This is a genomic window from Halobaculum sp. MBLA0147 (genome assembly GCF_041361345.1).
Taxonomy (GTDB): Archaea; Halobacteriota; Halobacteria; order Halobacteriales; family Haloferacaceae; genus JAHENP01.
Window position 1 is genome coordinate 211,429 of record NZ_JBGKAD010000004.1, and the last position, 15,082, is coordinate 226,510.

Annotated in this window: 15 protein-coding genes; 14 read left to right on the plus strand and 1 reads right to left on the minus strand. The window is 66.9% G+C overall.

Translation table 11 applies throughout. The features are described 5' to 3' along the window. Window positions 1-12: 12 nt before the first annotated feature. The 4 genes from RYH80_RS18790 to RYH80_RS18805 all read left to right on the plus strand — a co-directional run bounded on the left by RYH80_RS18790 (window position 13) and on the right by RYH80_RS18805 (window position 1,914). Window positions 13-732, plus strand: a complete 720-nt coding sequence (locus tag RYH80_RS18790; RefSeq protein ID WP_370905630.1) for a hypothetical protein — start codon at window positions 13-15, stop codon at window positions 730-732. A 36-nt stretch (window positions 733-768) separates the two neighbouring features. Then, on the plus strand, window positions 769-1,149 hold the full coding sequence (locus RYH80_RS18795) for a hypothetical protein (RefSeq protein WP_370905631.1): 381 nt from the start codon (window positions 769-771) through the stop codon (window positions 1,147-1,149). 64 nt (window positions 1,150-1,213) lie between these two features. Next, window positions 1,214-1,498 (plus strand): hypothetical protein, encoded by a 285-nt coding sequence (locus RYH80_RS18800; RefSeq protein ID WP_370905632.1) that lies wholly within the window; start codon window positions 1,214-1,216, stop codon window positions 1,496-1,498. A 77-nt stretch (window positions 1,499-1,575) separates the two neighbouring features. Continuing rightward, on the plus strand, window positions 1,576-1,914 hold the full coding sequence (locus tag RYH80_RS18805) for a hypothetical protein (protein WP_370905633.1): 339 nt from the start codon (window positions 1,576-1,578) through the stop codon (window positions 1,912-1,914). Window positions 1,915-2,413: 499 nt separating this feature from the next. Here the strand turns inward: RYH80_RS18805 and RYH80_RS18810 are convergent, their stop codons facing one another. Continuing rightward, window positions 2,414-2,677, minus strand: a complete 264-nt coding sequence (locus RYH80_RS18810) for a winged helix-turn-helix domain-containing protein (protein WP_370905634.1) — start codon at window positions 2,675-2,677, stop codon at window positions 2,414-2,416. Between the two features lie 527 nt (window positions 2,678-3,204). Between RYH80_RS18810 and RYH80_RS18815 the strand changes: the two genes are divergently transcribed. The 10 genes from RYH80_RS18815 to RYH80_RS18860 all read left to right on the plus strand — a co-directional run bounded on the left by RYH80_RS18815 (window position 3,205) and on the right by RYH80_RS18860 (window position 13,959). Beyond that, window positions 3,205-4,818: a hypothetical protein gene (locus RYH80_RS18815; RefSeq protein ID WP_370905635.1), complete on the plus strand. Its 1,614-nt coding sequence runs from the start codon at window positions 3,205-3,207 to the stop codon at window positions 4,816-4,818. A gap of 3,499 nt (window positions 4,819-8,317) precedes the next feature. Then, entirely contained in the window at window positions 8,318-9,622 is a 1,305-nt protein-coding gene (locus RYH80_RS18820; RefSeq protein ID WP_370905636.1) for an SOSS complex subunit B family protein, read from the plus strand. 389 nt (window positions 9,623-10,011) lie between these two features. Then, entirely contained in the window at window positions 10,012-10,419 is a 408-nt protein-coding gene (locus RYH80_RS18825; RefSeq protein ID WP_370905637.1) for a DUF4326 domain-containing protein, read from the plus strand. A 214-nt stretch (window positions 10,420-10,633) separates the two neighbouring features. Further along, window positions 10,634-11,008 (plus strand): hypothetical protein, encoded by a 375-nt coding sequence (locus RYH80_RS18830; protein ID WP_370905638.1) that lies wholly within the window; start codon window positions 10,634-10,636, stop codon window positions 11,006-11,008. Window positions 11,009-11,070: 62 nt separating this feature from the next. Next, window positions 11,071-11,592: a hypothetical protein gene (locus tag RYH80_RS18835; RefSeq protein WP_370905639.1), complete on the plus strand. Its 522-nt coding sequence runs from the start codon at window positions 11,071-11,073 to the stop codon at window positions 11,590-11,592. Between the two features lie 53 nt (window positions 11,593-11,645). After that, window positions 11,646-12,080, plus strand: a complete 435-nt coding sequence (locus RYH80_RS18840; RefSeq protein ID WP_370905640.1) for a hypothetical protein — start codon at window positions 11,646-11,648, stop codon at window positions 12,078-12,080. A gap of 303 nt (window positions 12,081-12,383) precedes the next feature. Continuing rightward, window positions 12,384-12,596: a hypothetical protein gene (locus tag RYH80_RS18845; protein ID WP_370905641.1), complete on the plus strand. Its 213-nt coding sequence runs from the start codon at window positions 12,384-12,386 to the stop codon at window positions 12,594-12,596. A gap of 89 nt (window positions 12,597-12,685) precedes the next feature. Further along, window positions 12,686-12,892, plus strand: a complete 207-nt coding sequence (locus tag RYH80_RS18850) for a hypothetical protein (protein WP_370905642.1) — start codon at window positions 12,686-12,688, stop codon at window positions 12,890-12,892. A 70-nt stretch (window positions 12,893-12,962) separates the two neighbouring features. Next, the gene (locus RYH80_RS18855; RefSeq protein ID WP_370905643.1) at window positions 12,963-13,202 is read left to right on the plus strand and encodes a hypothetical protein; all 240 of its coding nucleotides are present in this window, start codon (window positions 12,963-12,965) and stop codon (window positions 13,200-13,202) included. An 82-nt stretch (window positions 13,203-13,284) separates the two neighbouring features. Then, window positions 13,285-13,959: a hypothetical protein gene (locus RYH80_RS18860; RefSeq protein ID WP_370905644.1), complete on the plus strand. Its 675-nt coding sequence runs from the start codon at window positions 13,285-13,287 to the stop codon at window positions 13,957-13,959. Window positions 13,960-15,082: the final 1,123 nt, after the last annotated feature.

The following is a 15,082-nucleotide window of genomic DNA, read 5'->3' on the forward strand; positions in this document are numbered from 1 at the left end:
GGAGGGTGAGTCATGTCCGACGACGCTGACACCGTTGCACTCACCGGCTGGAAGAACCGCCTCGGTCAGATCGATCCGGAGAACCCGGTCGTGGACCACTACCTCTTCGACCGACACCCCGGCCCCGATCGCGAGATCCGCACCTGCGTGTTCACCGACATCGAGGACCCGGCAGACCCGCTCGCGGTCAGCCGTCGCCGCACCGTCGACGTCCGCTCAGGCGGCCACCGGAACGACTGGAACACCCTCCTCGAAACCACCGCCGACATCGACTTCGACGCCGCTGTCGAGTACGTCGCCCGGCACTGGGACAGTGACGGCCCGCCGAGCGCGGTCCCCGGCCGCGTCGCCAGCGCCGCACACCCAGCTGGTCCCGGCTCCCCGAATGCCGTCACCCTCTCTGCGCTCGACGACGCCTGGGACATCACCGTCCCCGACGTCCCAACCCACCCCAACACACGGCACATCTTCACCAACACCGCGCTCGACACACCCCGCCAGATCAGCGTGATCGTCGAGACGATTGTCCCCGGCGATTGTCGGAAGCGCCCGGTCAGCAAGACCACCGTCTCCATCCGCACCGGCACCACCGGCGCCTGGCACACCGTCGCCACCGGCCTCTCCTCCCACAGTGCGACGACACGCGCCGTCACCGCCATCACCGAGAACTGGGACAGCGCCGAAGTCCCTGATCAGCCCCGCACACTCGTCTCGGACACCTCCGACGAGTGATGCTTCCCAGTTTCTCCCGACAGGAGAGAGTGAACTATGTCCGACACGAACTCCGTCCGCACTACTGACAGTCTCGAAACGCTCTGCCCGGCTGTCGGTGGGTGGGATGTCGTCGAGGCGTACTACGAGGGTGACAGTGACCTGTTCCGGTTGGAGAACACCGCCGTCGACCCGCCCCGCGAACTCCGGTACGGCACCACGGCCGCGTGCTACCCGGAGGGTAACGTCGAGTCGACCGACGCCACAGACACCGAGTACCGCTTCGAACTCCGCACCGGCACCGACAGCGAGTGGCGGCCCGTCGCTGTTCGCGAGGAGTGGTTCAACCCGGCGGAGCTGATCACGTTCATCATCCGCCACTGGCACACGGTCGCCCACGGCGAGGAGGTCACCGCTCCCCTCGCCTTGATCGAGTGAGCCGGGGCACTGCAAGTCGTCCGGTGTGTCGCACCCGGTTTCTCCCGGCAGGCGTGGGTGGACAATGTCGCAGACCACCGACACTGAACTCACCGTCACCGCTGCAGACACGCACGACGCCGCCGCGGAGATCGTCGACGGCGAGTGCTACATCGCCGTCTTCCAACAGGACAGACCCCGCGGCTCCCGCACCCACACCAGCATCCTCGGCACCGGCTACTCCAGCATCGACGCACTCGCCGCCGAGTGTCGCGAACTCGCCACCGCCGACGACAGCGACATCCCCTTCCGTCCACACCGGGTGGAGATCTTCAGCTCAAACGGCGAGGTGACGTTCGACACCCGTTGACCATCGTGACGCCGGCCGCGGCACCTCACCTCGCCTCGATGTCGTCCCCCATTTGAACCGACAGGAGAGAGTGAGCGATGATCGTCGACGACGACGCGTTCCCGACAGACTGGACAGTCCGGTTCTACCCGAGTGACGGTGCTATGGTCAAGCACCGCATCGAGCACGACATCGCAGAGCCCGCCCGGGAGATCCGGACGGGCGTTCGCGTTCGCGACGAGACCCCAGACAGCCCTGGCTACCGCGTGTGGGTGGTCGAAGTCCGGCAGGGCGGCTCTGGCGAGTGGGAGACACTCGTCGAGTCACGCCGCCGGCTGGACACCCGCGAGATCGCGGCCGCGGTCGCCGCCGCGTGGGACACGCCGGGCCTCCCGGAGGACGCCCCGGTGATTCACGATCGCCCGCTCACACCGTAACGAACCGAGCGGCTTTTGCTCGCTACCGCGTACACAGTGGCGTGGGACCGGTGCCACAGAGGTGGTGTCCGGTGGCATGGACCAGCACAGAGCTGGGGAGCGCCTCTGTCCCGAAAGACCAGAGTCGTCCCACCTCCGCCGCCCACACACTGCTGGCACAGCGTGGCCTCTCGCACGGCCCGGGGCCGTGCACACTCCACCACACCTGATCACGCTCGGGGGGGTTGATCGGTGTGTGGGCAGAGGGCACGCACCTTCCGTCACCGGTGTGGCGACAGCGTCGCCAGCACGTGTGCACGCGGCGTCTCGTGGCTCCACCGCACAGCAGCGAGTGCGGTGATCTGGACAACTGCCCTCCCCCGGCGCCCGGAGGGGACGGGATGGCTCCGCCACCCGCCCCTCCGCCCCTCCTGCGGTGCTCGCTTCGCTGCGCTCCTCGGCGTGCGCCGGAGGGCAGTGCGTCTGTGGCGGGAATGCTCGCGACGGAAGAAGCAGGGTGTTACTCAGCGGTGGGGGTGTCAGGCTCGTCGCCGTCGGGGGTCTGGGTGGGGACGTCGCCGGCTTCGGGGTCGCCCGGCAGCGGGATGCGGTAGGATGTTGGCCGGCCGTGGTCGTGGGCGACGACGCGGTCGTTCTCAGCGAGTTCGTGGAGGCGCTTGCGGACAGTTTCGTGAGTCACGCCAAGTTCATCGGCGATTTCGCCGGCCATCTGTGGGACACCAGGCGTGAATGTTGCGAGGACATCGTCAGTGGTGATGGGCATACTCGTAGGTACCAGCGTGCAGGTGATAAGGGTGTGGCAATGCGTGGGGATTGCGTAGCAGGGACCGCCTCCGCGGCGAGGCGGTCGGCTCGGGTGGCCAGGCCCGCCGCTGCGCTCCAGTCGGTGCTTGCGGGGGCCGGGCCACACCGACCCTCCCGCTCGCCGCGTTGGACCGCCCCGGTGGTCCGTGGCACCGCACACACCACCCGGGTTCTGGGCGGTCGTGGGGATTGCGTAGCAGCCACCGCCCCGCAGGTCGTGACGGAGCCTCCGTCGAGCCTCCGGCTCCGCATACCATCCTCCCTAACCCTCCAGAAGCACCGCGCGGTCGCTATCGCTCCCGCGGGTGCCCCGCCCACCTCCAAGTTCCTGCCGGGCACTGCCGGGCGGGCTTTCTCTCCAGCAGTCGAAGCCCACGTACCCCCTCTTGTCTGGTATAAACGAGACACCTAGAACCCCATTCCCTATACGGGTTTGGACTAGTCCAAAGGTGTTAAGTGCGTGGCACCGTTAGGAAGAGACACGCCATGATGGACGGTGACTCCGCCCACGGCGACGCACCGAGCAACGACCACGCCACCGAAGCCGCCGGTCGCTCCGGCCCCAACGACCAGGGGCACGACCTCACGATGCGGTCCCCCGACGACGGTCTCGCCGTCGCCACCGTCGCGGATGCCGTCGGCAACCCCGACGCCCTGATCGAACAAGCCCAGGCAGACGGGGACGACCTCTCTCACTGGAAGGCCGATGCCGACGCCAACCGCGAAGCCCACCACGACACCCCCACCATCACGGGCGACGGCACCCACACGTACGACGAGCGGGCCGCCACTCTCCCCGACGACGCCGGTCGCCACCACGGCCCCGGTGAGGCACTCGTCCGTACCGACGCCGAAGTCGCCGCCGACCCCGCCGGTGCCGTTGAAGACCTGTTCCGCCGTCAGCGGGCCGTCGGCCATCACCGCCGCTCGGAGAACGGCGAACCCCACGTCATCCGGCGCACTACGCCCGGCACGCGGGACTTCTCCAAGCAGACGGGCGAGACGGTTGACGAGATCTTCGGCGAGATCGCCGAGCAACGCCGGCACACCCGGACAGCCGCCGCCATCCGGCTCCTCAATCGCCTCGCCACCGACTCCCTGCACGACGAGGCAGACGACGACACCGACACCACGCCCGACGCCGACTCTCCGTTCGCGGGCGCGTGGGACGGCGCCGCCACCGACCCCGACGCCACCACCCCCTACACCTCCGACGACACCGACAGCTCGGGCGACACCGACACCGACACCGCCCCAATCCGCCGCGCTCGGCGCTCGCGGGCCGCCCTCGCCGGCTCCGACGACGCCGGCACCACGCCCGCCCACCCCGACTACGACCACGGTCCCGACGGCCACACCCTCCCCGAACACGACCCCGAGTGTAGCCCCCGCGAGGCACGTCACGACCCCTACGCGGACACCGACCCCCAGCGTGACCTCGCCCCCGACACCCTCGCGAAGGTCAATGACCTCACCACCGACCTCCACGACCGCTTCGGTGGCCGCTCCGACGCTCTCTCCCGGTCGTGGATCAACACCGCCCTCGCCCGCGAAGTCGCCACCGGCTCCACCCTCCTCACTGCGATGGAGTCCGTCATCAACACGATCCAGTCGCGGGAGGGCTTCACCGTCACCGACATCTCCGACATCAACCCCTACGGTGAGTGGCGCCAGACTGTCGAGGTGGAAGTTACCCACCTTCACGACCTCCCGGCAGGCAACGCTTTCCAAGCCGGGTTCCTCGAAGGCACCGACGGCGGCTTCGCCCGCTTCGCCTTCTGGCAGAAGTCCCGCCTCTCCGGCCGCGGCGTCACCAACGACCCGATGCCCGCCCTCCGCGAAGGCGACACCGTTCGCCTTGAGAACGTCGGCGTGGACATCTTCAAGGGTGACCTCAGTTTCGCCATCCTCCCCGAGAGCACCATCACCGTCCAGGAGCGTGGCGACGGCCCGAGTCCCACCAAGATGATGGACTCCCCGGAGCCGAACGTCGCACTCCACTCGCGGGAGTGTGACCGCCCCGAGTGGGCCGATCGCGACGGCACCGCCATCACCCTCGGGTGGGACGACGACACCAAACTCGACGACATCACCGCCTAACACCACCGCCCACCCTCGCACTCTCGCCCGCTCTCCTCGCCGTCGCTGTCGAGATCACGGCGGCATCGCGCATCGCGGTCCCCGCCCCACTTGGTGTCAAGCCCTCCCCCGACGCCCGGAGGGACGGGGTGGCTGCCGCCACCCGCCCCTCCGCCCCTCCGACGGACGTGGTTGCGTCGGCGTGCGCCGGAGGGCTCGGCCAGTGGGTGGGGCCGACAGCGCGAATCGAGGGCCTTTTGTCTGTCTCAGCGTGATGGACTAGCAGACACGACACACCTCGTCGGTCGGTAGACACCGTCGATTCCCTGGTACGCCATCCCAGTTCCCGTGTCGTGTCTCCCTGTGCCGGCCACCCACCGGCACATTCTCTCCCCCTCACATCGAGTGCGACGGGACTCTCCTTCCAGACACCGCTCTCGCCGGCTCTCGTGGGTGCCAGCACCGCCCGAGCGAGCGCTCGCCTCGCCGCCGCTCGGCGACATCTCCGCCGGACGTCGTTGCGCCGGAGAGGGGTCGCCGAGGCGAACGGCGACGCTCCCGCTCGACGGGTGTTCCCGCACCGCCCCGCGAACCTACCCGCCGCGCGCGTCGGGGTCACGCGCGGCAGGGAGCGTTCTCCGCACCGCGGGCCGCCCCTCCCGCCGAAGCCGGAGGTCACTCACGTGACCTCCCCCTCCTGCGGTGCTCGCGAAGCTGCGCTCCTCGGCGTGCGCCGGGAGGTGACTCCCAGGGTGGCGACTCCATTCACTGGTGAGCTGTCGTTGCCACCATCACCAGTGGCCTAGCCAGCCCACTCAGTTTCTTCTCACAGAGGAGACTGGACTCCGAGAATGATGTGGGAATGTTCCAACCGCCACTTGAACAGCTCGTACACTATTGGCGATGGATGCGAGCCCGACCGACGCTGCGTCAAGTGCAACGCCCCTGTCTCGCCCTGCATCGAGTAACTCCACTGTCTGGTGGAGACTCACCGCACAGCAGGCCCTCCCCCGGCGCCCGGAGGGACGGGGTGGCTGCCGCCACCCGCCCCTCCGCCCCTCCGACGGACGTAGTTGCGTCGGCATGCGCCGGAGGGCCATCGGGGTCGGTAGAATTATACTGGTGAGCCCCGGTACACCGATTGGAAGCCACGCCACCGGCCACGACACCACGACATCGAACCAGGTGCGAGCAAGTCGACACACCTCCACCCGCGTGGCTTCCAGTGCCACTCCTGGAATTTCTAGTCAGATCGGCTCACTCGACAGCGACACCGAGAACACTTGCCGTCCGAGACGGGTGCCTCGCCGTCGCTCGGCGACATCTCCGCCGGACGTGGTTGCGCCGGAGAGGGGTCGCCGAGACGAGCGGCGACGCCCCCGCTCGGGCGGCGGCGAACCGCACTGCCCCACACCACCCCTCCCGCCGAAGCCGGAGGGCACATCGGAGATGAGCCCTCCCCCTCCGACGGACGTGGTTGCGTCGGCGTGCGCCGGGAGGTGGCCCCCACCCTCCTGCTGAACTCCGGAAGTCCGGTGTGGCTCGCCGGTGGGGTCTCCAACCGGCGCATCGTTACACGCGCTCCCACCAGACACGAGGATGTCGGTCTCACCGGCTCCCCACCTCCCCTGTCATCTCACCGAAGAGCCCACAGCGGTGGTGATGGCACGCACTGCCCCCGCCGCCTCAGACAGAGAGCGAGCGGTGGCCCGGGCCAGCAGCCATCGCAGGCGATAGCACGGTGTGCGGACCGCCGCCGGGAAGCCCCCCGCACATCGTTACGTCGGCCGATTTCCGGGACCTCCCACACACCACGCAGGCACTGAGCCGGATCACGATAGCGCGGAATCGCGTAGCTTTCCGCGCTATCGACCGCCTCAGCACCTGCGTGCTGGAGGCCGATCACCCCGCGGCACCCCTCACGATCCCGGCCGCTCCGAGGTGCCGACGCACCGACAGCCACGCGGGTCCCTCCCGCGCAAGCGCGGGGCCCTCCCACGCGGCTGTCGGCGCCTCGCCACACCTCTCGCCGGCCGAGATCGAGGGCCTTGGGGGTGATACGGGTCGGGTTCCGACGAGGTTTCCTCACCTCCGTCGCCTTCTTGCGCTGGCGCGGCGCATCCGCGCCACGCCGCGCACCCGCCGCGAGGGCACCGGTGACCACACCCGCAGCCACCAGACACTACCCGTCCCCTCCGGGACGGGTCCCTTCTCGCGGCTGCGGGCGGCTCACCGGGCCTCCCGCCGGGTCGAAGCACGGTCCGGGCTGGCGCTGGACGGCCGTCTCGCTTGTCGTCTCCGTTCCTCGCTCCGCTCGGCTCCCGGCGCGTCGTCCGCGGCGCCGTGCCGGGCCGGGTCCCGATTTCGGCAGACACTACCCGCTCACGCTGTTCGCGGGTCCCTTCTCCCGAAATCGACCGCCACGGCGCCGCGCACTCGCCGTCGTCGGTCGCTCCACCCGGCGCCGGGGGCCAGCGGCACTGAGCCGGGCCACGATTCGCGCCAGCGCGAATCGGCCGCCTCAGCACCGCTGGACACCCCGGCCCCGCGCGGATTGCCACGCGACGGCGCGCTTGGTCACCCCGCTTTTGGACGGCCAATCCATCTGCGCTCGACCCACCCCGCAGCGCCGATCCCGGCGGACCCTACCCGCCGAAGGCGGGTCCCTTCCACCGGCATCGACCCTGCGGCGCGGGCTCGCGTTGTGGATTGCCCGCCGTCAGCGGGGTGCGGAGACGACTGAGCGAGTCGGCCACCAGCACCAGCCGGGCCCGTGGCCGTGGGGTGGGGGCAGAGCCCCCCGGCGCGGCGGAGCCGCCACCAATTTCTTCCCGGATAAGCGGCTGCGAGTTGCCACCGGCGGGCGACACCACCGCCGTCGCCCGCCGGAGGGACCCAGCGGGCTCCGGGGGGCTTCAGCCCCTCCGCCCGCTGGTCTGGCCTCCTGTGGCGACTGAGCCCACCGAGAATTCGACGGATACCTCCCCGCTCTTCGAGCGGGTCCCCTCCGTCGATTCTCGCCGGCCTCAGCCGTCCTCGGACTGGCCAGACCGGCCGCTTATCCGGGAACCGGCCCCGACACTTGCCGGAGAATTCCGTCCCGAGCGGACACAGTTGCCCGGTATGATCGGCCGCGCTGGCCCGGCACCCACCGCCACCGCCCGGACCCTACCCGCCGTTGGCGGGTCCCTTCCGGCCGCTGGCGGCGGGTTTCGTCCGGGCCAGCCCGCCCGATCCCTTCCGGTTGTGACTGGCAGTCGGACCTCGATTCGACGGCGATTCACCCGCAGGCTGCGCGCCGTAGCGTGCTCGCGTGCGGGTCCCATCGCCGCGAATCGGCCGCCTGCCAGCCGCTCGTCACGGAATCCTTCCAGCGGCTGCCGGGGTCTGAAATCATATCGTAGGGTGCCCCCACACGGGTCGGTTCGGCCGGGCGGTGCAACGGTCGTTCCGGCGCCGTCGTGGGAGGCGGAGACAACGTATGTCTGGAATTCACCCAGAGCAGACGGGCGCACAGGAGATGACCACCGAAGAGTCGCAGGCTGCAAAGGACAGCGGGCTGTACCGGACGCCGAACCGGGGCGACTCCGTCCCCCTGGGAGCGAAGGTGGACGCGGGCGCTATCCTGTCCGACGTTCGCGCAGAGCAGTTGGACGAACCGTTCTTCGGGACCGACATCCCGCGCCAGCTCGCAGAGCAGACCCCCAACCGGCGCCGTGCTCGGACCTCCATCGACAACATCGAGGAGCGGAAGACCCTCGTGACGCAAGAGAAGGTCGAAGGCGAGCGTGCCGAGCGCGAGCGGCAGCGGAGGAAAGCGATGTCAACCGCCGACGAAGACACGCTGTACTCGGACCGTGACCTGCCGGACAACCTCGAAGAAGCTCGGCGCCTCGCCGACATCGTCGATACGCCGTACGCTGGCGCGTACGAAGAGGAGTTCCGTGCAGCCATCGACGACGACGATGACAGTCAGGACGACGACGAGCCGCAGCGTGCGACTATCAATCGCGAGCAGGCCTGCAAGGAGGACATCGTCGGCAGCGCCGAGCGCGACGACAGCGCACCCGAGGCCCCGCCGGCATACGACTGCGCGTGGGATGACGAGCATCTCGACGACGGCTCGGCTCCTGACACGTCCGCGCACACGGGGCACTCGGCAGACGACCCCCGTGACCTGCTCGATGAGGACGACGTGGCGGTCGCCGAGAAAATCGGCGCCAGCCTGGCCGCCTACTTCGGTTCGGACACTGCCCTCGACGAGGAGCAACTCACCACGCAGGCTGCGGCGAAACTCGCAGATGGGGCACGCCCCCTCGCGGCGCAAGAGCAAATCCGGGACGATCTCGGAAACATTCCGGGGGTCCGCGAAAAGCTCACGCACGTTGACCCGTACTACGACCACCGCGTGACGGTGAAGGTCAAGGTCACGCACCTCTTCGAGGACCCCGCGCGGAACCAGTACCAAGCCGGATACGTCGAAGACGACACCGGGCGTGCCAAGGTGGTCTTCTGGCACTCCTCGCGGAAAGCCGTGGGACGCGAGGAGGCCACCCTGCAGCATATGCGGCCGCTGGTGGAGGGGATGACGGTGCGCCTCGAGGGCGCCGTCGCGAATTCCTACGAGGGCGGCCTGTCGCTCGCTATCACGGGCGACACGGACATTATCGTCGTGGAGCAGGGAGACGGTGAGGTGAAGTACGACCCGTGCCCGGGTGTCGCGCACCCGGTGGAGGAGCCCCCGCACAGTCGTGACGCCGACACCCACGCGTGGGTGAACGCGCTGGACACCGAGCCGGGGCAGCCGACGGGAGGCGCAGACTAACGCCCCACGTGGGGCAGGTCATCACCCCACCGTCCTGGCGCTCGCAGACAGCGTCAGGGCGGTGGGGGTCTTTTTTATGGGCAGGGACCAGTCTCCCGAGGTGTGACAGCGAATACGCGGGGGGTCGCCGCTCGCGAACGCTCCAGCAGGGATGGCGTGAGAGGCGCACCGGTAGATAGTGGCGGGGCACAGTGTGGACAGTGGGAGACCGCTCGTCGGCGGCGGGGCGCTGCGCCGCGTTCGCGGCGCGGTCCATCTCCGCGAGCAAGCTCGCGGAGATCCGCTGCCCACCGGCTGAGGACACTGCCATCTCGAAGAGCCCACAGACGGAAGAGTGAGACTACACCGGCCGGCCACAGCGCTAGTTTCTTCGTGCAGAGATAGGTAGCATGACCGTCGACGACCACTTCGCGACGATCGTGGACGTCCTTGCCGCCCAAGAGCAGGCGGATGTCCACGAGTATGCCAGCACGAGGCTGGTGAGTCTCCGCTCACACAGCGGTGAGGGCGTGACGAAGATTGACCGGTCGACGCAGTTTGGCAACCCGTTCACGATGGAGACCGACGGCGGCGCGTACACACGGGAGGGGTGTGTGAAGGCGTACGCAGCGAATTTCGCCCACCGACTCCAGGTGGATGAGATCTTCCGCGGCGCAGTGGACCAGCTTGCGGAGGAGACGCTGGCGTGTTGGTGTGTGCCGAAGCTCTGTCACGGACACGTGGTCCTCGCGTATCTCGCAGGCGATCTCGATGTCGAGTGGTGGGCGGACGTTGATCCAGAGCGGTTCGCGGAGTGAGGCAGTGACCGTCCCCGTGGGCGACGGCCTTCGGCGACCGCACCGCACAGCGTGGGGTGATCTGCCTCCCGCCGAAGCCGGAGGCCACTGGCGTGGCCTCCCCCTCCTGCGGTGCTCGCTAGCGCTGCGCTCCTCGGCGTGCGCCGGAGGGTGGAGTCTCTGTGTGGGGGTGAGCGTTTGCGACGCCATTTCTATCGACAGGGGAGGGTGAACCATGTCTGCATACGGACGGACGCAGCAGCTCGAGCGCCTCGACGATGATGAGTTCCCGGCAGAGTTGGCAACGTGGTTGGACACGGACTCCGGAGGGGGCTGGTCGGCTGTGACCGACCTCCCAGCGTACCTGTACCGCGCAGACGGCTACATGGAGATCAGCGGTGTGTCGGGTGATGGGTACCCGATCGTCGGCGGGTACGCACGGGATCTGGAGGTAGCTGTTGAGCACTGGGGAGACCGCCAGGACACGTGTATCGTCTCGGTTGATCGGTTGCGTGCCATCGCACGGGACATCCACGGGAACGAGGACCGGGTGCCGGATGATGAGTGGTTCGAGTACCAGATGATGGCGGGCAACACGATCGTGGCATGACCGGCACATCTCTTATCCCTGGCGAGGCCACACCAATTTAGACGCGCAGAAGACAGTGACCCATGTCTGACGACATCGACATCGACATCGACGAGGACCAACTCGACGAGCGACTTGCCCGACTTGAAGAGGAAGCAGGTGTCGACATGTCACAGTGGGAGGCCCTGTTCTTCCTCGAATTCACGGATACGTCGCATGAGTTGGAGACGCCATTTCGGCAACTCCGAGGGGTCCTCCAGGGTGATGTCGCGCCAAGCAAACTCGACCCCCACACCTTCGTCAGGCTTGTGGACCTCACGAACGGTGGCCTGTCACTGCGGAGGATGAACCCAGTGGTCAAACGGTTCACTGTCCTGTACGACGAGGAAGAAGGGTCTCGCTTTGGATATGACTGTAACAGCGTCAAATACCCGTACGAGCGCAGTCACGAGGAGATTATCGAGTACATCGAAAGCGATGAGCGGACGGTCAATCTCCTCGACCACACCGTCGGCCCTGGGCCAACGGCAGACCATCCTGACGCGGTATCGATCCGCTCGGATGACTACAGCGACCTCCTGGAGCAATACCTTCCACCGGCGTAGGGTCCGAGGCCTTCTTCGCTTCCCCCTCTCTACGGACAGGGGACAGTAGCCCTATGCCAGTGAACTTGTGCGTCGCCGGAACCCGGTCGTTTCTCGAAGGACCATTCACCGACACGAACCGTGTGACAACCGTCGACGCTGCACTCGCCGAGGAAGGGATCAACGCTTCTGACGTGGCCTGCGTCCTTGATGGTGGCGCGGCCGGCGGCGACCGCTGTGGACGGGTGTGGGCGGTCGCACATGACGTGCCCGGTAACCGGTTTGAACCCGACTGGGACGCACACGGGAAAGCGGCTGGTCCGAAGCGGAACGCCGAGATGGCGGCGGCTGCAGATGTCCTCCTCGCCTTCTGGGACGGCTCTTCCGCAGGCACACAAGATATGATCGAGCGGTGTCAGCAGGCACCCGATGTCGATGTCCACGTTGTCCGGTACGACCATGACGAGGCAGTCATTGATCCAGAGGCCGCCCCACCCTTTTCCGAGTGACAGCGGGCCGTGATCTGTGGCGGCGCGAGTCGTCCCCCGTTTTTTCTAGCAGGGGAGAGTGAGCTATGTGCGAGCAAGATGGCAGTGAGCCCTGTGAGTGGTCCGAGGTGTTCAGTCCGAATGAAGATCCGGCAGGGTTCACGCCTGATTTCTGGTCGTGGGCAGCAGAGCAGCCGGATCATCTCTCTGAGCGAGAGCTCGGTGAGAGATACCGTGAGGAGTTCGGCCCGGATCTCTCGGACGGCTAGACCGTCTGGGTTGTAGACCCAGCACTGATACCCACTGCCGGACAGAGGTGCAACTGTGCTTCAACTGGACCCGCATGACGTGACCCGGACTGACGTGCTGAACGGGCTCAGCTGGGTCCTTGTCCTCTGGGCGGTAGGCGTAACGTTGCTGTCGTTCGTGATCCCGGTCCCGTTCACTGACCCGGTCACACACCTGGTGGGTGTCGTGACCGGAGCAGTGACACTCGTAGTGCTGGGCGGTCTCGGGTACGGGCTGGAGAAACTCTAGAGATTACTGCACAGGGCGGCGTGACCACCATTCGAGAGTGGTGACACTCTCACACTGACAGTACCATGACACAACGCATCCTTCCACGAGTGACATCTGGGCGCATCGCCATCATCATCGCACTCACCGTGTTCTGGTGGGCTCTCGGGATGTTGCTGCAGTTCGCGGCAGCTGATGTGATCAACATCCTCTCCATCAGGCTTCACGCCCAAGCGATCGCAACCGGGCTCGGGACGACTGCCCTCTGTGCGGCCCTCGCACTCTCTGCGCGACGGGACCCACTCTCGCCCGTGTGATCCAGTTTTCACCATCCTAGAGCGCAACCCCGTTAGTATAAAGAACACCGCAGTACTCAGTTCAACATAGATGAAGCTGACAGGTAACATCCAGGGAAGCCTGGCACAGTTCGTCACCCGAGACCTCGCCAAACTCATCGCTGCGCTCTGGCTCGGAGGGGTCATGACGAGAGCCGCTATGGCAGGGACCAGTGATGCCAAACTCGCGCTCCTGTCTCCTCAGTACCACCTCGCAACCCTCGCAATCGGATTCGGAGTGTTCGTAGTCACCGGTATCTTGGTGATTTCTGCGTCAACCCGTCGCCACTGATCACAGCCGTGAGACGAGACGCATCCCGTCTTGTCTCACCAGATGTCGCACCCCAATTTGTACCGGCAGAGGCGGGTGGACTATGTCCAGTGACGAGACGGAGCTTTCCACGACAGGTGCATCGACGCAGACGCCACCCCAGCCGCAGGCGGCCTCACACGACACCCAGCAGGCCACCTACTCGTACGGTGATGTCCTGGCTGGCGGGCGTCTGAAGCGTGTAGTCGAAACCGCGGACGTACCGATCTCGGCAGAGGAACTCGTCGTGACCGTCGAGGGGTTCTCACTCGATGGTGGAGAGACGACAGTGTCGCTCTCGCTTGACGAGTATCCGGATCTCCTCGCGATGTTGACAACGGAGCCGCTCACTCGGGGGCGTCTCAAGGAGGTGGTCGCAGCGGTCCACACAGAGTTGGTGGCTGGCCGCCAGACAGACGAGACGGTCATCCCAGCGGGCGAACTCACCATCGGTGCGTGGTCACCCATCCCCACGAACCTGGAGTCACCGCCAGATGGCGTCCCGATCACGAACGACAGTCCAGCAGGCGCAGCACTGGTGGCACAGCTGGAGATGGCGGCCCCGGAGCTGTTCACGTTCAGGACGTCCGACGGCGGCATCTACACGGCACTCGCGACGAGCGTGAGTCCGGCACGGGTCAGGGCGGCCGCTGTCGCTGGCGACGACATCGCCGCTGATGACCTCACCATCACCGGCCGACACATCCCGTACCTCGAGACAGAAGCCGTCGAAGAGTAGCCTCGGACCCACACCACGTCAGTGCCTCCCCCACTATGCCAGTTGGACTCCGCTATTGGACCGCCCGGGAACGAGCCGACTTTCACTCCGCTGTAAGCGGCCCAGAGTCGTGGGCTGAGTACCCGGTCGAGAGCCATGAGTCTCACGAGCACGACGGCTGCTGGTCGCAGGACGACAACTATCAGGCGGTGTTCGAGACCACTGCACCGGGAGTGTGGTACTGCCGCGAATGCTCCCAACACTACCTACATCCTCGGCCCGATCGCGGCTACCCCGAAGGGTGCGACACTGATACGTCGTCGCCCGGCACCACAGACGAATCCCGCAACTCGCGGCGTCTCCTCGCACGGCTCTTGCCGTGGCGGTGACGCCGCCGCGGGTGGTGACGCCGCCCGCCGGGTGGGTGATTCATGTGTTGCGGCCCTCCCCCGACGCCCGGAGGGACGGGATGGCTGCCGCCACCCGCCCCTCCTCCCCTCCTGCGGTGCTCGCGATGCTGCGCTCCTCGGCGTGCGCCGGAGGGCCACTCCCTGGTGTCTGGTGTGTACGCGCCTCGCTGTGTCCGTGAGCGTCGTCCCCTATTTATAAACCCAGAATGAGGTGAGGTGTTTCGACGAATGAGCTCGCACCAGCAGCACGCAGAGGCATCGCCGACTTCGAGTACCAGCAGTCATCCCTGCACCGGGAGCTGTTCGTTCACCATCAAGGTGAACGAGACAGTGTACCGCTGTCCCGACTGCGGGCGGACGCAGGACGTCGAGGCTCGTGTCCACGATGAGAAGGTGTCCTCAACCGCGTCGCCGATCCGGCCTGGGACGTACTGACAACGGCCTGCAATTTGTGATTCCAGATGAAAGTGAGGTGGTTCCAGAGGTGACAGACGCACTCGGTAGTCGCAGTGACGTGCTTGGTGTCCTTGACGGGACGGCAGGCAGCCACGAGCGCTCGCGAGGCCGTCATCGGTCTGGTGAGCGAGACACCTGATTTTGTAGATTCAGGTGAGAGTGGACGGAGTCACAGACGACCTGGCGCGAGAAGCAGCGTCAGGCGGGCTGGCTCCGGAGCAGATCAGCGCATCGAGCGGGAAGTGAGCAGTGCGGTTGCAGTTGACCTTCACAAACCC